This window comes from Nocardia sp. NPDC019395 (assembly GCF_040632335.1).
Taxonomy (GTDB): Bacteria; Actinomycetota; Actinomycetes; order Mycobacteriales; family Mycobacteriaceae; genus Nocardia.
In genome coordinates this window covers 47,660-72,374 of sequence record NZ_JBEYBT010000003.1, presented here as the reverse complement: position 1 = coordinate 72,374, position 24,715 = coordinate 47,660, and the positions used below count along the sequence as shown (strand labels likewise).

The 24,715-nt window shown below is 70.3% G+C and carries 8 protein-coding genes; all 8 read left to right on the top strand.

Annotated features, from left to right (window positions below; genetic code table 11):
- Positions 1-18: 18 nt before the first annotated feature.
- The 8 genes from ABZ827_RS11490 to ABZ827_RS11455 are packed head-to-tail and all read left to right on the top strand — an operon-like array spanning position 19 to position 24,571.
- A complete protein-coding gene (locus ABZ827_RS11490) occupies positions 19-384 on the top strand; it encodes an acyl carrier protein (RefSeq protein WP_357236039.1) in 366 nt (121 codons plus the stop codon).
- Complete coding sequence (locus ABZ827_RS11485; protein WP_357236037.1) at positions 381-1,493, top strand: acyl-CoA dehydrogenase family protein; 1,113 nt, start codon at positions 381-383, stop codon at positions 1,491-1,493. Before ABZ827_RS11490 ends, ABZ827_RS11485 begins: the two co-directional genes overlap by 4 nt.
- Positions 1,490-2,476 (top strand): 3-oxoacyl-ACP synthase, encoded by a 987-nt coding sequence (locus ABZ827_RS11480; protein ID WP_357236036.1) that lies wholly within the window; start codon positions 1,490-1,492, stop codon positions 2,474-2,476. The genes ABZ827_RS11485 and ABZ827_RS11480 overlap by 4 nt, the downstream gene beginning before the upstream one ends.
- On the top strand, positions 2,473-5,310 hold the full coding sequence (locus ABZ827_RS11475) for an amino acid adenylation domain-containing protein (protein WP_357236033.1): 2,838 nt from the start codon (positions 2,473-2,475) through the stop codon (positions 5,308-5,310). Before ABZ827_RS11480 ends, ABZ827_RS11475 begins: the two co-directional genes overlap by 4 nt.
- A complete protein-coding gene (locus tag ABZ827_RS11470) occupies positions 5,307-9,659 on the top strand; it encodes a condensation domain-containing protein (protein WP_357236032.1) in 4,353 nt (1,450 codons plus the stop codon). Before ABZ827_RS11475 ends, ABZ827_RS11470 begins: the two co-directional genes overlap by 4 nt.
- The gene (locus ABZ827_RS11465) at positions 9,656-10,498 is read left to right on the top strand and encodes a 3-hydroxyacyl-CoA dehydrogenase family protein (protein WP_357236031.1); all 843 of its coding nucleotides are present in this window, start codon (positions 9,656-9,658) and stop codon (positions 10,496-10,498) included. Before ABZ827_RS11470 ends, ABZ827_RS11465 begins: the two co-directional genes overlap by 4 nt.
- Entirely contained in the window at positions 10,485-15,677 is a 5,193-nt protein-coding gene (locus ABZ827_RS11460) for an amino acid adenylation domain-containing protein (RefSeq protein ID WP_357236030.1), read from the top strand. The genes ABZ827_RS11465 and ABZ827_RS11460 overlap by 14 nt, the downstream gene beginning before the upstream one ends.
- The gene (locus ABZ827_RS11455; protein ID WP_357236029.1) at positions 15,674-24,571 is read left to right on the top strand and encodes an amino acid adenylation domain-containing protein; all 8,898 of its coding nucleotides are present in this window, start codon (positions 15,674-15,676) and stop codon (positions 24,569-24,571) included. Before ABZ827_RS11460 ends, ABZ827_RS11455 begins: the two co-directional genes overlap by 4 nt.
- Positions 24,572-24,715: the final 144 nt, after the last annotated feature.

Genomic DNA, 24,715 nt, shown 5'->3' with positions numbered 1-24,715 from the left:
GCAGCACCGGCGCGCCGGGTGTCACCGGAAGGGCTTCCCCTGAGAAGGGGTGGCCTAGGAAGAGGGGGCTTGAGGGCTCGGTGTGCAGGGTGGTCCGATCAACGGGTGCACGACCCAGGCAAGGCCAGTGGTAATCGTTCCCATCCAGATCCAGCAGAGCAGTTGCGCCGGTTTTTCAGTGCGATGACCGGAACCGAAGTACAGCCCGACGACGATATTTTCGAGTTGGGGTTGGTGAATTCCCTACGGGCACTGGAAATTGTCGCCCATGTGGAGCAGACGTACGGGCTCACGGTGGAGGTCGAGGATCTGGATCTCGACAACTTCCGCTCCGCCGGCCGGCTGGCCGCCTTCGTCATGCGTAAGCAGGCCGGGGAGCGATGATCGAGCTCGACGGGCTGGTACCGATGGCCCGGGAGAATGCCGCGGAATGGGATCGGACCGGTCTGCCCGAGGAAGTCATCGGTGCTGCCGCCCGGGCCGGGATTCTCGGCCCGGACCGGTCGCCGGAGTGGGGTGGGCACGGGCTCGGCCCCTACGAACTCGGGCAGCTCGCGGCCCGGCTCGGCGGGGTGTGTACCTCGCTGCGCAGCCTGCTCACCGTCGGTGGCATGGTGAGCGCGGCAGTGGATCGCTGGGCGACCGCTGAGCAGCGGGCATACTGGCTGCCGCGGCTGGTGTCCGGGGAACTCGTCGCCGGTTTGGCGGCCACGGAGCCGGGTGCCGGGACCGAACTTCGCAGTGTCGCCACAAAATTCGAAGACGATGGAGCGGGCCTGCGGGTAACCGGCCGCAAACTCTGGGTGAGTTTCGGTGCGGTGGCCGATGTGCTGCTGGTCCTCGGCCGCGCGGAGGGCGGGCTGGTGAGCGCGCTCGTCCGTACCGATCAACCCGGCGTCGTGGTGGAACCGGTGACCGGCCAGCTCGGTATGCGTGGCGCCCGGCTCGCGCACATCACCCTGGACGGCACCCGGGTACCGCGCGACCAGCTCATCGCCCCACCGGGTTTCGGGCTCAGCCATGTGCTGGGTACCGCGCTGGACCACGGAAGGTACACCGTGGCGTGGGGTTGCGCCGGAATGGCCCGGGCCTGCCTGCACGCGGCGGCGCGGCACGCGACCGAACGCACTCAGGGCGGTACGCCGCTCAGCGAGCACGCGACGATCCGGGCTGCGCTGGGGCGTGCCTGGGTGGATGTGGAATCCGCGCAGGCCCTGTGTGAACGCGCCGCTCAGGCCCGAATTGCGGCCGGGCCGGAGGCGGTGATGGCGACGGTCGCCGCCAAGTACGCGGCCGCCGAGACGGCGGCCCGGGTCGGGGCGGAAGCGGTGCGGATACTCGGTGCCGCCGGCTGTGCGGCCGACAACCCGGTGCAGCGCTTCGCCCGGGACGCGCAGGTCGCGCAGATCATCGAGGGTTCACGCGATATCGCGGAATTGCATCTGGGGGAACACTTGCTCACTCGGCCGGCACGAGAGAAGGACGACGCGTGATCGGGATCGGACCGGTGACCGCGTGGTTCCCGGAGCGCGAAATCCGGGTACCGGATCTACCCGAACTCGCCGGGTTGCCGGCGCGGCAGCGCGAACACGCACTCTCGCTCGGGATCGAGCGGGTGCGCTGCGCCGCCGGGGCGAGCGAGGTGGATCTGGCCGAACCCGCCGCGCGCGGGGCGCTGGAGCGCGCCGGAATCGACCCCGGCGCACTCGACGCGCTGATTCTCGTCCAGGGGCGGGCACCGCAGTACCTGCTGGCTTCCGAGGCCACCCGGCTGCAGCATCGACTCGGCGCCGGGCGCGCTTTCGTCACCGGGGTGGGCGAGCTCGGATGTGTTTCGGTGTCGGCGGCGCTGCGGTTGGCCGCGGCGCTGCTGCGCGGGGATCCGCGCTGCCGCACCGTGCTGGTGGTGGCCGTGGCCCGGACGCCGACCCCGGCCCGTTATCGCAGCCCGATGACCGTCCTCGGCGACGGTGCGGCCGCGGTCGTGCTCACCGGCGATACCGCGGCCGGACGATACGAGCTGGTCGATATCGCGGTGCGCAGCGACGGGCAGTACTCCGACCTGTTCCGCATCGACTACCGGGATGTTCCCAGCGAGCGCTGGGTCGAGGAATGCGCCGACGAATCGACCTACAGTTTCCGGCTCGCGGTGGACAGCAGTAAACGGTTCGCCGCGCTCAATGCCGAACTCCTCGCTCGCAACGGTCTGCTCCCCGAGGATGTTTCGGCGATTCTGATGCAGAACCTGTCCGCAGGGGCCTTCGCGTTCTGGTCGGAGGCACTCGGCCGGCCGATCCACCCCTCCTGCGGGGACAACCTGGTCCGCTACGGGCATCTCGGGCCGGTGGACGTACTGATCAATCTGGACGATGCCGCCGAGACGCTGACGCCCGGCGCTACGGCACTGCTGTTGAACAGCAGCCCGGTCGCGGCGTGGAGCACGGCGGTGCTGCGGAGAACGGATGTGGCGGGATGACCGACCGGCCCGAGCCTGTGAAATGCCTGGTCTGGGATCTCGACGATACGGTCTGGGACGGGGTGGTACTGGAAAACGACCGGCCCGAACCGCATTCGGCGGCGCTGCACAGTCTGCGGGTACTCGACGAACGCGGGATCCTGCACGCCGTCGCCAGCCGGGGCGAACTCGACGTCGCGACCGGACATCTGCGCCGGCACGGGATCGAGGACCTGTTCTCGGCGATCACGGTCGGCTGGGGCGCGAAATCCGTCGCGGTCCGGGAGATCGCGGAATCACTGGGGATCGGCCTGGACACGGTCGCGTTCGTGGACAACGACCCGGTCGAACGCGCCGAGGTCGCCGCCGCACTGCCCCAGGTGCGCTGTTATGCGGCCGAGCAAATCGCCGAACTGCCGGGGCTGCCGGAGTTCGTGCCCGAGGTGATCACCGCGGAAGCTCGCCACCGCCGTGACTATTACCGCGCCGAACGCGCGCGGCGCACCGGTGAGAACGAATTCGCCGGCTCCGACGCGGATTTCCTGGCCTCGCTCGATCTGGTGCTGACCGTGCGGCGCGCCACCGCGGCGGACCTGGACCGGGCGTACGAGCTGACGGTCCGCACGCATCAACTCAACACCACCGGACGCACCTACGATCTCGCCGACCTGCGGGAACTGAGCCGATCTCCGGAATACGAGGTGCTCGTCGCGGACCTGCGGGACCGCTTCGGCGAATACGGGACCATCGGCCTGGCGGTGACCCGGCGCCGCGGCACCGATTCGGTACTGCTGCTGACCCTGATGTCGTGCCGGGTGATGTCGCGCGGGGTGGGTGGGCCGTTTCTCCGGTTCCTGATCGAGCGGGCGCGGACGGCGGGGCTGCGGCCGACGGCGGAGTTCGTCACCACCCCGGCGAACCGGATCATGCTGGTGACGCTGCGGTTCGCCGGTTTCACCGTGGACGCCACGGACGGCGATCACCTGCTGCTCGTCCATGATCCGGCGCATCGGCCCCCGCCCACCTCGCATGTCCGGGTGGTGGGCGAGACCACGGCGGCCGGCCTGCCGCTCGCGTTGTTCGGTCAGGTCCATCGGGTGCCCGACCGCACCGCGGTGGTGGTCGGCGACCGGCGGCTCACCTATCGCGAACTCGACGAGACCACGACCGCGCTGGCCCGGCGGCTGGTGGCCGCGGGGGTCCGGCCGGGCACCGTCGTACTGGTCCATCTGCCGCAGAGCCTGGATGCGCTGACCGCCGCGCTCGGGGTGCTGCGCGCGGGCGCGGCGTGGTGGATCGCGGAACCGGACCACTCGGCGGCAACTCTGACGGCCCTGGTGGATGAGCTCGGCTGTGCGGTGGCCGTGGTTGCCGGCCCGGCGGCGGGGCTGCCGGGACAGCTGACGACGGTCGATATGCGCGGCCCGGAGCCGGGGCGGGCGGAGCTGCCCGCCACGGTTCCGGAAACTGCGCCGGCCTACGTGATCACGACCTCGGGTTCCACCGGAATTCCCAAGGCGGTCATCGTCTCCCGCGCGAACCTGGCTGCCATGATCACCGCCCGCGACTACGATCACCGCGGCGGCGAACCGGTGACCTTCGCGGCCTTGCGGCTGCTGTGGGACGGCTGGCTGATGGTGTTCGCCTGGGGCCTGACCGTCGGGGCGACCAATGTCCTGCCCGATGCCGCGGCACTCGGGAACGTCACAGCGCTGACCGAGCTCGCCGCGCGATGGCGGCCGACGCATCTGGCGGCCACGCCGTCGATGTACCGGCTGCTGCTCCCCGGGCTCACCGGGTTGCGCGACGTCCTGCGTCAGGTCGCGCTCGCCGGTGAAGCGGTCCCGGCGAGTGTGGTCGCGCGCCACCGGGAGTTGCTGCCGGAGACCGGGTTCGTCAACGAGTACGGGCCCACCGAGGCGACCGTCACCTGTATCGCCTACGACGTGCGTGAGGTGCCGCGCGGACCGGTGCCGATCGGTACCGCGATGCGCGGGTCGGCGGCGTACGTGCTCGACCCGATGCTGCGGCCGGCTGCCCCGGATACCCCCGGTGAGCTCTATCTCGGCGGTGCCCAGGTGGTGCCGGGGTACGCGGCCCGCCCCGCGCTCACCGCCGGTGTTTTCCTGCCCGATCCGTTCACGGGCGAACCCGGGGCCCGGATGTACCGGACCGGGGATGTCGCGGTGCGCGGCAGTGACGGCGTGATCGAGTTCCACGGCCGGGTGGACGGGCAGGTGAAAGTGCGCGGGGTCCGGGTCGAGCGGGCCGGTGTGGAAGCTGTCCTCGAGACCCATCCGGCGATCCAGGAAGCCGCCGTGATCGACTTCGCGGGCTCCGACGACGCGGTTCGGCTCACGGCGTTCTGTGTGGTTACGGCGGATACCGATCCGCCCCCCGCCCGGGAACTCATCGCCCACTGCCGCGGCGGTCTCCCACCCCAGGCGATACCGCACCGGTTCCGATTCGTCGAGGCGATCCCGATCGCCACGGCGAGTACCAAACGGGACGACGCGGCGCTGCGGGCATGGGCGGGTGAGGCCCCGGTCGCTGCCCCGATCTCCCGGGAGGGCTGGACGGAGACCGAACAGGAGCTGGCCGCGATCTGGCAGGAACTGCTGGGACACACCGATTTCGAACGGACCGACAGTTTCCTGGACATCGGCGGCGATTCGCACCTGATCGTGCGCCTGCACCTGGCCCTGGAGGCGCGGTGGCCGGGCGCGATCCGGGTGGGACGGCTGTTCGATCTGGCGACCATCGAAGCGCAGGCCACCACGGTGCAGGCCGCCGCGGCGGACACCTGCCGGAATACCGAGGACCGAACCCCGACGCCGCAGGCGTTCGAACTGTGAGCGGAGCACCCGTGTACACCTACCGTGACAACGATATCGCCGTCATCGGCCTCGCCGTGCGCTTCCCGGACGCCGACAATCCGGACCGGTTCCATGCAAACCTCGCGGCCGGCCGCGACAGTGTCGGCCCGATGCCGGCCGCCCGCAGCGCCGCTACCGGACTCGGCGACCCCGCGGACTTCCTGCCGATGGGGCATCTCGCCGAGGTGCACGGTTTCGACCATGCCTTCTTCGGATTGTCCCGCCGCGAGGCCGAGGTGATGGATCCGCAGCAGCGGATGGCAGTGGAACTCGCCTACCGGGCCGTCGAGGATGCGGGATATGCGCTGGACGACCTGCGCAAGTCCGAGACCGCGGTGGTGTTCAGCTCCCCCACCCCCGCCTACCACGGGATGGTCGCCGACTCCGGGCCGCTGGGCATGCTCGGCAATCTCGGTTTCGGCACTCCCGCCCGCATCGCTCATCTGCTCGGACTGAGCGGCCCCGTTTACGGGGTGGACAGCGGCTGCAATGCGTCGATGATCGCGGTGCATCAAGCGTGCCGTGAATTGCGTTCCGGTGACGCGGAATACGCGCTGACGGGCGGTATCCGGGTTGCCTCCGGCGGCGCTCGAACCACCGGTCCAGGGCTCTTCTCCGAGATCGTCTCGCCGACGGGTCGCTGCCGGGCCTTCGACGCCGCGGCCGACGGCGCCGCCGGGGGTGAAGGCGGGGCCGCCCTGCTGCTGACGACCCTGGGGCGGGCGCGCGCCGAGGGAGCGGCGGTGTACGCGGTGATCGCGGGGAGCGCCACCCTGCACAGCGGGCATACCGCCGCGACCATCAGCGCACCGAGCGCGCCCGCACAGCAGCGGGTGATCGAGCGGGCGTGGCGGCAGGCCGGGGTGGCTCCGGCAACGGCCGGGTACCTGGAGGCCCACGGTTCCGGCACTCGGCTGGGCGATGCGGTGGAACTGGAAGGTATCGCGGCGGTATTCGGCACCGGGCGGACCGGACCACTGCCGATCGGCTCGGTGAAGACCAATATCGGGCACCTCGATCATGCGGCCGGGATCGCCGGACTGGTCAAGGCGGTACTCGGCCTCGCCCACGGGCAGTTGTACCGGTCCCTGCATTTCGAGCGGCCGACGGATGCGCTCGATCTGACGGCGGCCGGGATCGAGGTGCTGACTGCGACCCGGCCCTGGCCCGCCGGCCCGGCGCCGCGGCTGGCAGGTGTGAGCTCGTTCAGCCTCGGTGGCGCGAATGCGCACTGTGTGCTGGCCGAACCGCCGCCCGGCCCGGACACCACCGCGTCCGAGGCAACGGATCCGAGCGCCCGGCTGGTACGGGTCTCGGCGCGGACCGCGGACGCGTTGACCGAACTCTGCGGCGCACTCGCCGAAGCGCTGCGCGATGGCGACCAGGCCCTCGACGATGTGGCGTTCACGTTGAACCAGGGCCGCTGCGGGTACGCGCACCGATTCGCGGCGGTGGTCCGCAGCACCGGAGAACTGGTGCACGAACTGGCCGAGCGGGCCGGCCGGACACCGGAGGAGACCATGCCGGGTCCGGCGCCCCGAGTGGCCCTGCTCCTGGCGCCCGATACGGTCCCCGCGCTGGAAGATACGGATCCGCTGCCGGAAGAGCTACCCGCCGAAGGGCCCACCGCCGAGATCCTCGCGGCTCAGCTGGCGCTGCATCGGGAACTGCGCCGGTGCGGTATCGAGTTCGCGGCCGTTCTCAGCGCGGGAACCTCCCGTTATGCCGCGCGCCACCTGCTCGGTTCCGCGGTGGCGGTGTCCGCGGCCGAGATCGCCGCGACCGAGTACACGGTCGACGCCGAACGGCTCGCCGCGGCGGCGGATTCGCTGCGCGATGCCGGGCCGGTGGTGTTCTGTGAACCCGGGGTGGGCGGACGGCTCTCGGCACTGCTGCGCGAACACTGCGGTGACGATCTCGATATCGTCTGCGCCCCCGACCCGCTGCACCTGCTCGCCGCCCTGTACGTCCGCGGCGTCGATCTCGACTGGGCAGCACTGCAACCCGGCGGCGGGCGCAGAATTCGGCTGCCCGGGCACCCACTACGGCGAACCCGGTGCTGGATCGATCTACCGGGCAGTGACCGGCCGGTCCCGCCGGTGCAGCGGTCCCCCGCCGGCCCCGAGACGTCGGATCCGCGGAGCTGGCTGCGGGCGACACTGCGCGAACTCCTGCACACCGATACCGAGATAGACCACGGCGCAGACTATTTCGAGCTGGGTGGCAACTCGCTCATCGCCGTGCAACTGGTGGACAGGGTCGAGGAGGCATACGGATTCCGGCCCAAACTGCTGGACGTCTACGAGCACCCGAAAGTGGCCGATTTCGCCGAACTGCTCGTGGCCGGCCCGCGTCCCGCGGACCGCCCGGCGGTGCCCGAACTGGTCGCGCACGACGAACCGGTGCTCTCGTTCGGGCAGGAACGGATGTGGTTCCACCACCAGTTCGATCCGGGGACGACGCTCTACAACTACCCGTATGTGAACCGGTTGCGCGGCGACCTCGATATCGACGCACTACGCGGTGTTTTCGCCGACCTCGCCGAACGGCACGAATCGCTGCGATACAACATCGAAGCTCCCGACGGCCTGCCCGAGCTGCGGGTCCGCGCCGATCTCGGCGATTTCTTCCACGTGGTGGATGTCGCCGATCGGCCGGACCCGGTGGCCGCCGCCCGGGAACTGGTCCGGGCCGCCGCCGCGGCGCCCTTCGATCTGGCGACCGACCCGCTGCTGCGCGTATCGCTGATCACCCTCGGGCCCGGCGATCACGTCCTGCAGATCACCTGCCACCACATGGTGACCGACGGCGCCACCCCCGTGATCCTGGCCCGGGAACTCCCGGAGCTCTACGCGGCCCGCACCGAGGGTCGCCCGCACCGCCTGGCCCCGCTGCCGTTCCGCTACCGCGACTACGCCCGCTGGCAGCGGCAACTGCTGGCCAGTTCGGCGCTCGAGCACGAACTCGACTACTGGACCCGAACGCTGTCCGGCGCCCCGCGGCTGGCGCTGCCCACCGATTTCCCGCGTCCCGCACGCAAGGGCTTCACCGGCGACCTGTTGCCGTTCACCTTGCCTGCCACGCTGCTGACCGAGCTGCGGGCGCTGGCCCGCCGCGAATCGGTATCCCTGTTCGTGGTGCTGTTGACCGGCCTGTATCTGACCTTGGCCCGGCACAGCGGACAGCGCGATATCGTCGTCGGCACACCGACTTCCGGCCGCAACCGGCGCGAACTCGAAGGAATGCTCGGATTCTTCAACAGCACGGTGGCACTGCGTGCTCGCCTGTCCGGCGATATGCCGCTGACGGAGCTGCTGACGGACGTGCGGGCCGTGGTGCTGGGCGCACTGGAGAATCAGGAGATCCCGTTCGAGCGGGTGGTGAACGCGCTCGGCGACCAGCGCGATCTGGACCGGACCCCCGTGTTCGACGTGATGTACGTGCATCAGGAGATCCCGGAGTTCGCACCCCTGACCGATTCCGCCGGCTCCGATTTCGATACCGACCACACCCCGGCGAACGCCTTCGGTGGTTTGCCGGCGGGGACCGCGAAATTCGATCTGACCCTGATCACCTACGCGAACGCCCGGGGCCCGGCACACGATATCGGCGCCTGTGTGGAGTTCAGTACCGAGTTGTTCACCAGGCAGACGGTTGAGCGCCTGGTCGCGACCTACCTGTCCGTGCTGTCACTGATGGTGACCGCTACCGCGCCGGCGGTCGGTGCACTGCTCCGTGACGCGGACGCGCCCGGCGCGCCGGTGACGGACGCGGAAACCGCCGGGACGGCGGCAGCGAACGGAGCAGCCGGGCCGGGGTCCGGCGTTCCCACCGACCGGCCGCGGCGACCGGGCGGGTACGGGATCGACCGGGTGACGGGTCCACTCCCGGACACTGTCGACGAGGCCACCGTGCTCGCGGCCTGGGTGAGCCTGCTGGCCTGGTACTCCGGCCGCGACGAGGTGTCGCTGGGGGTGGTGGGTGCCGGAGACGAACGGCCGGTAACGATGACGATCGATCTCTCCGACGAACCCGGCGGCGCCGAGCTGGTCACCAGGGCACGTGCGGTCCGGGCGGCGCGACCAGGTACGGCGAACGGCGCCGCCCCAGCTATCTGGTTCGGTGCGCTACCCGGCGCCGGTACCGCGACCGAACTCGCGCTGACCTGGTCGGTGGGTGGTGACGGCCGGCCGGAGTTCACGCTCGGCTACGCGCCCGAGCTGTTCGACCGGGACACCGCGGACGATATGGCGGCCGATCTGATCCGGCTGCTCACCGCCTGGTCCGCCGATCCCGCCGCCCCGGTATTCGAGGTGATGTCGCGATGAGAGCCACCGGTGTGATCGGCGCCGGCACCATGGGCACCGGTATCGCGCAGTGTCTCGCGGTGGCGGGGCACCGGGTGCTGGTCGTCGACAACAACGACGACGCCCTGGTACGCGCGCAGAACTCCCTACGGCATGCCGTGCGCCTCGCCCTGCTGCTCGGCCGCGGCGACCGCGCCGCGCTCACCGCGGCGCCGGACCGGGTGGCGTGGACAACGGATCTCGCGGCACTGCACGACGCGGAGTTCGTCATCGAATGCGTGACCGAGGACATCGCCCGCAAAACCAGCGTGTTCGCCGAACTCGGGCGGGTCTGCGCGGCCGGCACCGTGCTGGCCACCTGCACGTCCGCGATCCCCGTGGCGCGGCTCGCCGCCGTGGCGGCGCACCCCGAACGGGTACTCGGCCTGCACATCATGAACCCCGCGCCGCTCACCGGCACGGTGGAGGTCGTCCGCGGCGGGCAAACTTCTTCCGCCGCACTGGACCTGGCGCTGACTGTGGTCGGCGAAATGGGTAAGACCGGCATCGTTGTCGGGGACCGGCCGGGATTCGTGATCAACCGGGTGCTCATGCTGTCGATCGTCGAGGCCGCGACCGCGCTGGACGACGGTGTGCGCGCGGCGACCGTCGACGCCTTGTTCGAGGGCTGCCTCGGTCATCCCACCGGCCCGTTGCGCACCGCGGACCTCATCGGGCTCGACAACGTGGCCGACACGCTGACCGTCCTGCGCACGGAACTGGGCGACGACCGCTACACCCCGCCGCCCGCGCTCGCCGCGCTGGTCGCGGCGGGACATTACGGCCGGAAGACAGGACAGGGTTTCCATGACTACCGCTGATACCCGGGTGCGCGACGACTCCGCGGACCGTGCGTACTGGGCAGACCATCTCCGCGACGCGCCGCGGCCGGAGGAACCCGCCGTCGCCCCGGCCGGCCGGATCGTGCTCGCGCTGCCGGAATCGGGTGATGTCGCGCGGCTGGCCCGTTCGGGAGGCGGGGCCGCCGCGGTCGTGCTGGCCGGGCTGGCGGTGTACGGGCAGCGACTGGGTGGCGCCACGGAACTGATCGTCGCGCATCTCGAGGGGTCCCTACGCACCCCGGTTCGGGTGCGCGTCAGTGCGTACACGAGCTTCGCGGCGCTGGTGCGGGAGGTCGGCGCCGGGTGGCGCCGGGCCCGCCGGCACCGATTCCGCGACGAAACCGACGACCGGTGGGCCGGCCGAGCAGACCGGGGCTGGGCGCTGTCCGCCGAATACCTCGACGGACAGTGGAATATCGCAGTCCCCGGACCGGCGCAGGAGTTCGTGCGCCTGTTCGAACGCCTCGTCGCTGAGCCGGCGCGTGCGGTGGGCGGCGTGACAGTGCCCGTCACGGGTACGGGAGACAGCGCACCGGCACCTGATTCGGCTGACGACGAACCCCACGCGCGCACTGTGCTCGAGGGTTTCCGGGAGACGGTGCTGCGCTCCCCGGCGTCGCCGGCCGTCCGCACCGCCGCGGGCGACGCGCTCTCCTACGCCGAACTCGATGCCCGGGCAAACCGGTGGGCGCGGTGGTTGATCCGGGCCGGCGCCGGACCGGAGACCGTGATCGCACTGACCGCACCCCGATCGCTCGCCGGGATCGTCGCGGTCCACGCGATCCTGAAGGCCGGTGCGGCATTTCTCCCCCTCGCCCCCGACCTTCCCGCGCCTCGGCGTGACCGGATGCTCGTCACCGCGCGACCCATGGCGCTACCCGGGCTCGCCCGGCCCGGTGAGCGCGCCGTCCGGGTACTGGAAGCGCCGCATCTCGACCTGCTGGACCGGTTGTCCGCCGGGGAGAAGACCGCCGACCCGGCGATCACGGTCCGCGGTGACAACCTCGCGTATGTCATGTTCACCTCCGGTTCCTCGGGGCAGCCCAAAGGCGTCGGGGTCGACCATGCCGCGCTCGGTAACCACTTGGCCTGGGTACAACGCAGATTCGCGCTCGATACGACCGATACGGTGTTGCAGAAAACACCCGTCACCTTCGACGTATCGCTGTGGGAGGTGTTGTGGCCGTTGCAGTCCGGTGCGCAGCTGGTGATACCGCCGGCCGACGATCTCGGGCCCGGGGAGCTCGCCGGGCTGATGCGCCGGTTCGCCGTCACCACAGTGCATTTCGTACCCACCATGCTGCGGGTTTTCCGGGAGACCGAGCAGCTACCGCCCGAAGTCCGCCGGGTGCTGGTGGCCGGTGAAACGTTTCCGCGCGACCTGGCCCGGTGGTGTGCCACCGGGCCGGCCGAGGTGGTCAACCTCTACGGGCCTACCGAAGCCTGTATCGCGGTGACCGCACACCGGGTACGCGCCGGTGACACGGGTACGGTCCCGATCGGGACGCCGATCCCCAATGCCGGGTGCCGGGTACTCGACGCCGCACTGCGGCCGGTGCCGGACGGGGTCGCCGGGGAGCTGTATCTGGTGGGGGTCGCGCTCGCCCGCGGGTACCCGGGCCGTCCGGCCGAGACCGCCGGCCGATTCGTCGCCGATCCGTACGCTCCGCACGGGACGCGGATGTACCGTACCGGCGATATTGTGCGCCGCCGCGCCGGTGATCTGGAGTATCTGGGCCGCAACGACTTTCAGATCAAGCTGCACGGTCTGCGGATCGAACCGGCGGAGATCGAAGCAGCGCTGCTGGCCGACGAGACGGTGGGCGCGGCCGTGGTGGTCGCCGACGCCGACCGACTGCACGGTTATCTCGTCGCCGCACCCGGATATCGGATCGAGATCGGCGCCGTACGAGCCGGACTGGCCGGCCGTCTGCCCGGCTCACTCCGGCCGCATACGCTGACCGTGCTCGATTCGCTGCCGTCGACCACCGCGGGAAAGCTCGACCGGAGCGCACTCCCGGCGCCGGTGGTGGAGGAGACGACCTACCGTGCGCCGGAGGACCCGGTGGCGGAAACGCTGGCCGGTGTCTACGCCGAAATTCTGGGCCGGGAGCGGATCGGCGCCGACGACTCGTTCTTCGCCCTCGGCGGCGACAGCATCATGTCGATCCTGCTGGTGGCGCGCGCCAAAAGTCACGGTATCGCGATCACCGCGCAGCAGGTCTTCGAGCACCGCACACCCGCCGCGCTGGCCGCGGCCGCCGCGGGCACCGCGGCCGTACCCGTGCTCGCGGAGCTGGCCGGGGGCGGTATCGGCGAAATGCCGCTGCCGCCGGCGGCGGCGTATCTGGTGCAGCGCGGCGGTGGCTGGCGCCGGTTCGTGCAGGCCCTGGTGCTGGAACTACCGGCGGGTATCAGCGCCGGCCAGTTGACCGCCACGCTCTCGGCGGTGCTGGAACGCCACGATATGCTCCGCTCCCGGCTGTACCGCGACGCGGGCGGGCAGTGGCGGTTGTTCGCCGATCCGCCGGGTTCGGTCCGGGCCCAGGACCTGATCGACCGGGTGGGAATCGCTGCCGGGGCGGACGAGCGCACCCGCACAACGTCGGTCGCCGAGGCCTTCGAGACCGCGCTGGGCCGGCTCGATCCGGGTGCGGGCGCGGTGCTGCGGTTCGTCTGGCTCGAGCCGGAAACGCCGGCGGCGAACGAGACCGGCCGGTTGATCGTGGTCGCACACCATATCGCGGTGGACGGTGTCTCGTGGCGGATCCTGGTGCCGGATCTCATCGCTGCTTGGGCGCAGGTCGCGGCCGGTCGGCAACCGCAGCTCCCGCCCGTGGCGACCTCCATGCGGCGCTGGACGCATGCGCTGGCGACGGAGGCACAGCGGGCCGGGCGGACCGCGGAACTGGACTACTGGCGTGAGGTCGTCCGCCCGGCCGATCCGCCGCTGGCCGACCGGCCGTTCGACCCGGCCCGCGATCTGGCCACATCCATGCGCTACTCCACCGTCGAACTCGACGAGAAACGCACGGCCGCAGTGATATCCACGCTCGCCGAGCGGTACCACACCGGTGCGAACGAGATTCTGCTGACCGCACTGGTTCTCGCGGTCGCGGCATGGCGGCCCCGGGACGAGGTGCTGGTGCGCCTGGAAGGGCACGGCCGGGAACCGGATATCGCCCCGGGCGCCGATCTCTCCCGGACCGTCGGCTGGTTCACCGCCCTGTATCCGGTCCGGTTCCGGCTCTCCGGAATCGATATCGCCGAAGCGGCAGCCGGTGGCGAAAGCCTCGGGCGCGCTGTCAAAGCCGTCAAGGAACAGCTGCGGTCGGTTCCGGACCGCGGCGTCGGATACGGCCTGCTGCGGTACCTGAACCCCGAGACGGCACCGGCCCTCCCGGCCGCGGAGCCGGGACAGATCGTCTTCAACTATCTGGGCGCTGTCGCCAGCTCGGCGATCCCCGGCGAGCTGACCGGTCTCGGCTGGATTCCGGTCGGTGACGCGGGCGAACTGCCGCGCACCCCGGATCCCGATATGCCGGCCGCGGGGGCGCTCGAACTGGACATCATCGTGGTCGCCGGGCGCTTACACGCCACCATCGGGTATCCGGAAAGTCTGCTCGACCGGACGGCGGGCGACGAATTCATCCACCGGTTCGACACCGCGCTGGGGCTACTGGCCGACCATGCCGGCACCGCACGCGGCGGGCATACGCCGTCCGATTTCCCGCTGGTGCGGGTCGGGCAGCCGGATATCGAACGGTGGGAACGACGATATCCCGGGCTGGTCGACATCTGGCCACTGGGCCCCATGCAGGCGGGCCTGTTCTATCACGCGGTGTACTCGGGCCGGTCGGTCGATCCCTATGTGCTCCAACTGGTGATCACGCTCACCGGCACCCTCGACTCCGGCCGCTTGCGGGCTGCCGCCCGCGCGGTGCTCGCGGCACATCCGAGCCTGCGCACCGCCTTCCACGCCGACGGCTCCGGGACACCGATCGCGGTAGTGCTCGCGGCGGTCTCGCTGCCGTGGACCGAACTCGACGTGGAACCCGACAGCGATATCGGGGCACTGCTGGCCGCCGACCGCAGCGCCCGGTTCGATCTCACCCGGCCACCGCTGATCCGCTTCACCCTCATCCGGTTCGGTGACGAGCATGCGAAACTCGTGGTGACCAGCCACCACATCGTTTTCGACGGCTGGTCGGTCCCGCTGCTCATGCAGGACCTGCTGACCCACTACGCCGGGGGCGATCGCCACCCGGCCCCGCCGCGCCCGTCCTACCGCGATTACCTGCGTTGGCTGACGGGCTGGGAGCCGACCGCCGCGGAGCAGGCTTGGCGTACCGCTCTCGCGGACGTGGTGCCGACACTGCTCGCCGCGCCGGCCGAGCCCGCACCGCCGGGCGCGCTCCCGCTCGAGGAGACGATCCTGCTCTCCGAGGACACCAGCCGAGGGATCGCCGCGACCGCCGCCGACCTGGGGGTCACCGTGAACACCGTGGTCCAGGCGGCGTGGGCACTCGTCCTCGGCGAGCACACCGGCCGCGGCGATATCGTCTTCGGCGCCACCGTATCCGGCCGCCCGCCCGACCTGCCGGGTGTCGAAACCATGGTCGGCCTGTTCATCAACACCGTCGCGGTGCGGGTTCGGCTCGATCCGGTCGAATCGATGGCGGCGCTGCTCATCCGGCTACAGCACGAACAGGCCGAACTCACCGCACACCACCACCTCGGCCTTGCCGATATCCAGGCCTGCGCCGCCGGTGCCCACCAGGAACTGTTCGATACCCTCCTGGTTTTCGAGTCCTACCCGTTCGATCCCGGCCTCGCCGCGGAGGCGAGCATCGACGGTCTCTCGGTGACGGGATTCGAATCCCATGAGGCCACCCATTTCCCGCTCGCGTTGTCGGTCTGGTCGGGGGTGGGACCGGTACCTCGAGTCGGTGCGGACAACCGCATCCGGATCGTCGCGAGTCACTGGCCGGACGGGTTCGCCGCGGGAGCCGTGCGCGCGCTCCTCGACCGGTTCGGCGGGGCACTGACCGCGATCGGCACGAATCCGGCGGCAGCCGTGGGGGAATGGCGGCCGGTCGATACGGCACCCGCGGCGGATCCATCGACGCTGAACGAGCACGGAAGGAATCCGCGGTGACCACCTGGCCGTTGACCGCCGCCCAGCAGGAAATCTGGCTGGCACATGAACTCGACACCACCCGGGCCCGGCTGGTTGTCGGCGGGTACGTCCACATCCACGGGCGTATCGATCCCGAGCTTTTCGAATGCGCGTTGCGGGCAGTCGTCGCGGGCTCCGAGACGCTGCGCGTGCGCATAGCGGGCGATACCCAGATCGTCGACGAACTCACCGATTGGCCACTGCCCCACCGGCAGTTCGACTCCGTGGCCGCCGCCGAGCGAGCGCTGGCCGCCGAACTGAACCGTCCGTTCGACCTCGGCGCCGCGCCCTTGTTCGACCAGCAACTGATCGATGTGGGCGAGGCAGGCTACCTGTGGTTCCTGCGCGCGCACCACATCGTGCTCGACGGTGCCGCATTCATGGCGCTGTTGCGGCGGGTCGCCGCGGTCTACACCGCGTACGCCGCCGGGACGGCACCCGCTGACGGACTGTTCGACCGAGTGCAGACGCTGGTCGAGGAAGACACCCGCTACCGCGCCTCGCAACGGTTCCGGGCCGATCGGGAGTACTGGTCGGCACGGCTGCGGGAGATGCCGGAGGCACCGATGTTCGCCGAAGGTCCCGCCGGTGCGGGCGCGCTCGGCTATCCGCGCTACACCGGCGATCTCGCCGCCGCCGACTGGCAGGCCCTGCGTGCGGCCGGTGACCGGTGGACAGCCGGCTGGCCGGCCCTGGTCCTCACGGCGGCCGCCGCCCTCCTGCACGCCGACACCGGCGCGCGCACGGTCGGGCTCGGGCTCACCGTGCCGGCGAAGCGGTCCCGTAACGCCCTCGGGATGACCGCCAATGTCGTTCCCCTCCGGCTCGAGCTCGACCCCGCCGACCGGGTAGCCGATCTGGCGCGGACCGTCCGGGCGGACTCGCTGATAGCGCTGCGCCACCAGCGCTATCGGCTCGCCGATATGTTCGCCGATCTGTCCGCGGCAGGCGGCGAACGGCGCCTGGTGGGCCCGGTGGTGAATATCCTGCCCCGGCAGCGGGCGGTCGAATTCGGCACCTATCCGGCAACGCTGCACGATATGTCCGCCGGGCGCACCGACGATTTCACCCTCAGCGTGTACGAGGGCGAGCCCCGGCTGCGGATAGCGCTGGACAGCAGTACGGCCCGCTTCCGGGAGAGCGACCTCGCCGCGCAGCACGACCGGCTCTGTGCCGCATTGCGCGCCCTCGCCCACGCCCCCGACGACCTCACTCTCGGTGGACTGCGTCTCCATACCGCCGGCGGCGCAGACGAACCGGCCACCACGCTGCCGCGTAGCCCGGAAGCCGTCGCCCCGGTTCGTACCGTGCCGACGGACCGGCCCGTGGCATCGGTGACGGCCACGACCACGCTGGTTTCCTGGTTCGCGCACACCGCCGGATCCCATGCGACGGACCCGGCGCTCACCTTCGGCGCCGGCACACTGACCTACCGCGAACTGGACGAACGCTCCGATCTGCTGGCCCGTCGGGCCGCCGCGGCGGGTGCCGGGCCGGGCTCCTACGTCGTGCTGGCGCTGCCGCGGTCGGCAGAAATGGTGGTCGCCGTCCTCGCGGTTCTGAAAACGGGTGCGGCGTATGTTCCCGTCGACCCCGCCGACCCGCCCGAACGAATCCGGTCGGTACTCGACGATTGCGCACCCGCCCTGATCCTCACCACGTCCGAGACGCTGCTGCCGAGCGGCACGGTCCCGGTGCTCGCCGTCGACGACGAACCGGCCACGCCCCCGGCGGCCGGGCCGGTGCGCGCCGTGCGACCCGCGGACCCCGCGTACGTGATCTACACCTCGGGTTCCACCGGAAAACCCAAAGGGGTCGTGGTCACCCACGCGAACGTCGTCCGCTTGTTCACCACCACCGACAACTGGTTCGGTTTCGGACCAGCTGATGTGTGGACATTGTTCCATTCGATCGCCTTCGACTTCTCGGTCTGGGAGATCTGGGGCGCACTGCTGTTCGGCGGGCGGCTGGTGGTGGTCGATCGCGATATCGCCCGGTCGCCCGCGGATTTCCGGACATTGCTTGCCGACGAGCGGGTCACCGTGCTGAACCAGACACCGTCCGCTTTCGGCATGCTGGTGGACGCCGACGCCGAGCGCGACGCCGGCGATCTCGCGCTGCGCTGGGTGCTCCTCGGCGGCGAAGCGATCGAACCGCACCGGATAGGGGCCTGGTACGCACGGTATCCCGGTCACGCGGTGGTCGATGTGTACGGCGCCACCGAGACCACCGTGCTGAGCACCGGGTACCTCTCGGGCCCGCACGCGCACGCGAACCGGATCGGGCGGGCACTGCCCGATCTGCGGGTGTCTGTGCTGGATGCCGCCTTGCGCCCGGTACCGCCGGGAATACCGGGCGAGATCTATATCGGCGGTCCCGGTGTGGCGTGCGGATATCTGAACAGGCGAGAACTCACCGCGGCACGATTCGTCGCCGATCCCGCCGGACCGCCCGGTGCGGTGATGTACCGCAGCGGCGACAGGGCCCGCCGGATCGACGGTGTTCTGGAATATCTCGGCCGGGCCGACCGGCAGGTGAAGATCCGCGGATTCCGGATCGAACGTGGCGAGGTCGAGGCGGCGCTGTGCGCGCTTCCCGAGGTCTCCGCCGCCGCCGTCCTGGTCGACGACCGCGCCCGGCTGATCGCGTTTGTGGTGTCGGAACTGGACCCCGCGGTGATCCGGGACCGCGTGGCGGCCGGGCTCGCCGCGCATGCGGTGCCCGCCGCGGTCGTCGGGGTCGCCGAACTGCCGCTGACCGGTAACGGCAAACTCGACGAACGACGCCTGCTGGCGATCGGCACCGGCGCCCCGGCCGGCGAACCCGACCTGGCCGGCACCGAACGCGAGATCACCGTGCACCGGCTGTTCGCCGAGGTACTCGGCCGCACCGACTTCGGGTTCGACGACCGGTTCTTCGCCGTCGGCGGCGACAGTATTCTGGCGATCCGGCTGGTGAACCTCGCGCGGACCGCCGGGCTGGTGATCACCGCGAAGGATGTCTTCGAACACCAGTCGGTCCGCGCGGTCGCCGCGCTCGCGGTACCGGTGTCCGAAACCGCCGCGGCGGAGGACGCCGGCGCGGCCTGCGGTGCGATGCCGGCCACCCCGATCATGGACCGATTCGGCCGCGCCGGTGTGGTCACCGACGATTTCGCCCAGTACGTCGTGATCCGGCTCCCCGCCGCCGTCACCGAGCCCCGGCTGCTCACCGCGCTCCAAACATTGCTCGACCACCACGATGTGCTGCGGATGCGGGCCGAGTGGACACCGCACGACCAGTGGCAGGTGGTGATCCCGGAACCCGGTGCGGTGCGCGTGGACACCGTATTCCGGCGGGTGCGGTCGGGCGGGGGTACCGCGCAACGGGAGATCGAACGTCTCGCCGCGCACCGCCGGCTGCTGCCGCGGGACGGTGTGATGGTGCAGGCCGTCGTCGTCGACGAACCCGAGGATGCGGTGCTGCTGCTGGTGATCCATCACCTGGTCGTGGACCATGTCTCCTGGCAGATCCTGCTCCCCGATCTCGCCCGGGCACTCGCCGGGTACGAGCTCCACCCGGTACCGGCTTCGCTGCGAACGTGGTCGAACACCCTGGCGCAGCGCGAGATTCCGGAATCCGAGGTGCAGTGGTGGCTGCGCACCACGGCCGCCGCCACCAGCACGATCGGCCGGCGTCCACTCGATCCGATGCTCGACCGGATGGCCGATGCCGTTGCCGTCGCCGCCGGCCTCGACGCGGAGGCGACCCGGACACTGCTCACCGCGGTACCTCTCCGGTTCCGCACCGGGATCACCGAAATCCTGCTCACCGCGCTGTCGGTGGCCCTCACTCGCTGGCGAGGCACCGACCCGGTGCTGGTCGATATCGAGGGGCACGGCCGCGATACGGTGCCGGACCTGGACACCTCCCGCACAGTCGGCTGGTTCACCGTTGTCCATCCCGTCCCCATGGATACCGCGGTCGCGGACTGGGACCGGATGGTGGCCGACGGCGGGGCACTCGCCGAGGCCGTGCGGCAGGTACGGGAACGGTTACGTGCGGTGCCGGACGGCGGTATCGGCTACGGGCTGCTGTACCGCGAAGGCCGGATCGACGCCGTGGCGCCGATCGGATTCAACTACCTCGGCCGGTTCGATGTCCCGGGCTCCGCCGAACTCGACGCCGCGGGCAGCGCCCGGGGGCCGGACGCGGCCATACTGTACGAACTGGACATCCAGGTCCATATCGACCGCTCGGGTGCTCTCGTCTCGCAATGGGCCTGGCCGGGCGAGGTGTTCGAGCGATCCGACGTGGACGAACTCGCGCACCTGTGGATCACCGTGCTGACCGCTTTCGTCACCCATCACAGCGGCCCCGCCGAGGGCGCGTACGACCCGTCGGACTTCCCGCTGGTACGCATCGACGCGAGCACGCTGGCCCGACTCGGCGAACAGCACGGTGCGCTGCGTGATCTGCTGCCCGCCACCCCGATGCAGGCGGGCATGCTGTTCCACACGCTGTACGAGACCGAATCCGATCCGTATGCCGTGCAGATCCTGCTCACCCTGCGCGGTGCGATCGATCCGGACCGGCTGCGCCGCGCCGCCGCGACCGTCCTGCACCGGCATCCGCACCTCACCGGCGCGTTCACCGTGCACGGAACCGACCGGCCGCTCCTCGTCGTGCCCGCGGAGACACCGGTACCGTTCCGGGTGGTCGAGACCGCCGGTCCGGTGGCCGGGGAAACGGTGGAACGTCTGGCCCGAGAGGACCTGCGCGCGCTGGATGTACGGGTGGCACCGGTATTCCGGGTGACCCTGGTACCGGTGGAGCCCGGTTGCTCGCGGCTGGTGTTCAGCTTCCATCACGCACTGCTCGACGGCTGGTCCACCCAGGTGTTCCTGCGCGAGATATTCCAGGTCTATCACCGGATCCCACTCGGGCCGCCACCCGCCTACCGTGACGTGCTCGCCCGCACCGCCGGCCGGGATCGCACAGCGGCCCGGCACGCGTGGAATGAGTTGCTGCGGAATGCCGAACCGACCCGGGTCGGCCGTACCCGCGGCGGCCCGGCCGAACCCGCCGAGCTCCATCGGTTCACCCTGGATCCCGCGACGTCCACCGCGCTAGCCGAAGCGGCCGCGGCCCACGGCCTGACATTGAACTCACTGGTGCAAGCGGTGTGGGCGCTGGTACTCGAATATCTGACCGGTAGCCGCGAGGTGCTGTTCGGTGTCACGGTGTCCGGCCGCGACACCGGTTTCGATTCCGAGCAGGTCGTCGGCATGCTGATGAACACCGTCCCGCTGCGGGTCCTGATCGATCAGGGAATTTCCGTACTGGAGTTGGCGGCCCGGATCCAGGCCCAGCGGATCTCGCTGCTCGAACACGACCATCTCGGCCTGAGCGAAATTCTCGATACGGCCGGTGAACTGTTCGACACCGCGTTGATCTTCGAGAACTATCCGATCGACACCGCAACCTTCACCGACCCGGCGGCGGATTTCTCGGTCACGGACGCCGAACATCGCGACCGCACGCACTTCCCGCTGGCGGTGACGGTGTTCCCCGAGCCGGTGCTGACCTTCCGCCTGGCGGTCCGCCCGCAACTGCTGGACTGGTTCGGGACGGCCGCGGAGATCCGGTCTGTGCTGACCCGGCTGTGCGACGCGGTGGCGGCGCACCCGGATCGACCGGTGGGCCGGCTGCGACTGCCGGTCCCCGAGATGCCGGGCCGGGGACCGGATCGGGAGATTCCGGAGATGTCGGTGCCCGACCTGTTCGAAAAGGTCGCTGTGGAGTATGCCGATCGAGTAGCGCTGTGGCACAACGGCACCGAGATCAGTTACGGAGAGCTCGACGCACGCGCGAATCGCACTGCCCACCTGCTGGCCCGATCGGGAGTCGGGGTGGGGACACCGGTCGGGATCGCGCTGCCGCGCTCACCGGAACTGGTCGTCGCCTTCCTCGCGGTGCTGAAACTGGGCGCGGTATGCCTGCCCATCCACGAGGGATACCCGCCCGAGCGGGTCGACTGGTTACTGCGGCACACCGGAGCCGAGCTGGTGCTGCGCGACCCGGAATCGGTCGCGGGCACCGACCCGCAGCTCCCGCGGACGAACCCCGGAAGCTCTGTTCCCGCCGCGGCGACGGCCTGGCTGATGTTCACCTCCGGTTCGACCGGGACCCCGAAAGGGGTGAGTATCACCCATCGCAATATCGTTGCGCGCGCACTGGATTCGCTTGGCCGAGATCGGGAATGCACCCGCTTCCTGCTGCACTCCCCCTACACCTGGGACATGGTGGTATACGAGCTGTGGCTGCCGCTGCTGAACGGATACAGTGTCGCCATCGCACGGCCCGGGCCACTCGACGCCGCGGACTACCGCCGGGTACTCGGCCGCGCATCGGTCACCTCGCTGCTGCTCTCCGCAGGCCTGTTCCAGGTTCTCGCCGAGGCCATCCCCGCCGAACTCGGCCAGGTGCGCGATATCGCGGCGATCGGCGATGTGCTGGCGCCCGCAGCGGTGGCCCGGATCCGCGCCGCGGCACCGGATATCGCGGTCACGAACCTGTACGGGCCGGTCGAGGCCACCGCCTTCGCGCTCGCCCACCGGATTCCGCCCGGAATCCCGCAGGACCGCCCCGTCCCGATCGGCATCCCGGCCGACAACACCGGGGTCGCGGTGCTGGATACAGCGCTGCGACCGGTATCGCCCGGAGTCGGCGGGGAAATCTATCTGTCCGGCGCCGGTGTGGCCGCGAACTATCTGCGGGAACCCGGGCTCACCGCGGCACGATTCGTCGCCGACCCGCACGGCCGCCCAGGCTCGATCATGTACCGCACCGGCGATATCGGCACCTGGGACCGGGAAGGCCGCCTGCATTTCCTGGGCCGGGCCGATCGCCAGCAGAAGGTCAACGGATACCGGGTCGAACCGGGTGAGGTCGAGGCCGCGCTGTTGCAGCAGCCGGATATCGCGGCGGCGGTGGTCACTGTCCGTCCGGGCCGAATCGGGAAAACGCTCGTCGCGTATGTGGTGGCCCGCAGTGGGCAGCCCGACCCGGCGGTATTGCGCACCCGGTTGGCCCGGTCCCTGCCTTCCTATCTGGTGCCGGCCGCGATCGTGCCGATCGCTGAACTGCCCCTCTCCACGAACGGCAAGGTCGATATCGCGGCCCTGCCGCAGCCCTGGCGGGACTCGTCCGGCGGCGCCGCAACCGGGTCCCAGCAGCTGGTGGCAGCGGCGGTGGCAGAAGTGCTGGCACTGGACGAGGTGGGCGCTGACGACGATTTCTTCGACTTGGGCGGTGATTCGCTGTCCGCGATCCGCCTGGTCGATGCGGTGAACACCGCATTCGGTACCGCACTATCGGTGCGCGATATCTTCGAGGCCTCGACGGTGGCAGCTCTGGCCGATCTGGCCGGACAACCGGCGACCGACGCCGGTGCGGACCCGTCGGCACCGGCCCGGCCGCCGCGGCGTGGGCCGATGCCGGCCGCGAATCGGCCACCATCGCAACCGATTCCGCTGACACCCGCCCAGCAGCGATTGTGGACCATCAACTATCTGTCCGACGGAGCCCCCGGTTACCTGCTCCCCCTGGCGGGTGAAATCACCGGCCCCCTGGACCTGGTAGCGATGCGGGCGGCCATCGCGGATCTGCTCATCCGGCACGAGATTCTGCGCACCGTCCTGCCGTACACCGATACCGCCCCGGTTCAGCGGATACTGCCCGCCCCCGTGGCGGACGACCCGGACAGCGCGGTGCCGTTACGAGTGCAGCCCTGCACCCCGGAAGATCTCGAGGCGGCACTGACCGCGGAACTCATCCGGGGTTTCGATCTGCAGGTGGAGATACCGCTGCGCGTCACAGTGTTCCGGCTGAGCGATACCCGGCATATCTTCGTCTTCGTCTTGCACCATATCGCCGGAGACGTCGAATCCCTGGTGCGCCTGTCCCAGGATTTCGGATTCGCCTACACCGCCCGCGCCGCGGGCCACGCACCGGAATGGCCCGCGCCCGCCGTGCAGTTCGCGGACTACACGCTGGGGTTGCGCGACTGGATGGGTCCCGAATCCGACCCGGACACCCGCGCTGCCGCCCAGGCCCGCTATTGGCTCACCGAACTCGCCGGAGTACCCCAGGCGCCGGTACTGCCCACCGACCACCCTCGTACCCAGCGCACGGAAGACCGCGCCGCCGGTGTGCCGCTGAGCTTCGACGCCGGAACACATCGGGCGATCACCCGGGCTGCGCAGGATTGCTCGGCGAGCACGTACCTGGTCCTGCACGCCGCGTTCGTCTACGCACTCACCGAATTCGGTGCCGGACACGATATTCCGATAGGTGTAGCGGTCAGCGGCCGTGATCACGAATCGCTCGACACCATGATCGGCTGTGCGGTGCACACGGCGGTGATCCGGGCGCAGACGGCAGCCGCCCCGACCTTCCGCGACCTGGTGGTCCAGCTGCGGGACCGTCTGGCCGGCGCCACCGAGCACAAGGAGTTCCCCTTCGACCGGCTGGTGGCCCAGCTGAAGCCACGGCGATCCCGGCACCACCACCCGCTGTTCCAGATCATGTCGACCTTCTACCGCGATATCGCCACGGACCATCCCTTCGGTTCCGCGACGGTCCGCGAGAGAGCGCTCCCCCTCCGGCACACCGAGTTCGAACTGCTGTTGCAGCTGCGCGACCGATACACCGACCGCCACCCGGCCGGGATCAGCGGCGAGCTGATCTACGCTTCCGAACTGTTCGACCACTCGACCGTCGAGACACTCGCCGCCCGAATCCACGAGCTGATACCGGTCCTCTGCGCCGATGTCGACGCCCCGCTCGGGTCGGATGACGGCCCGCGTACCGCCGCCGACCGTGAAACGTAGTGCGCGGACCGGGCACTCGAAATCCTGAGACGGCCGGCCGCTCAGCCCCACCAGTGCTCGGGTTTCCAGCACAGCGATCAACGTCACAAGGCGGTTCCCCCGCCCGTACTGGGATGCAGTGCAAATTGTTTCGGGTCGGTGAGA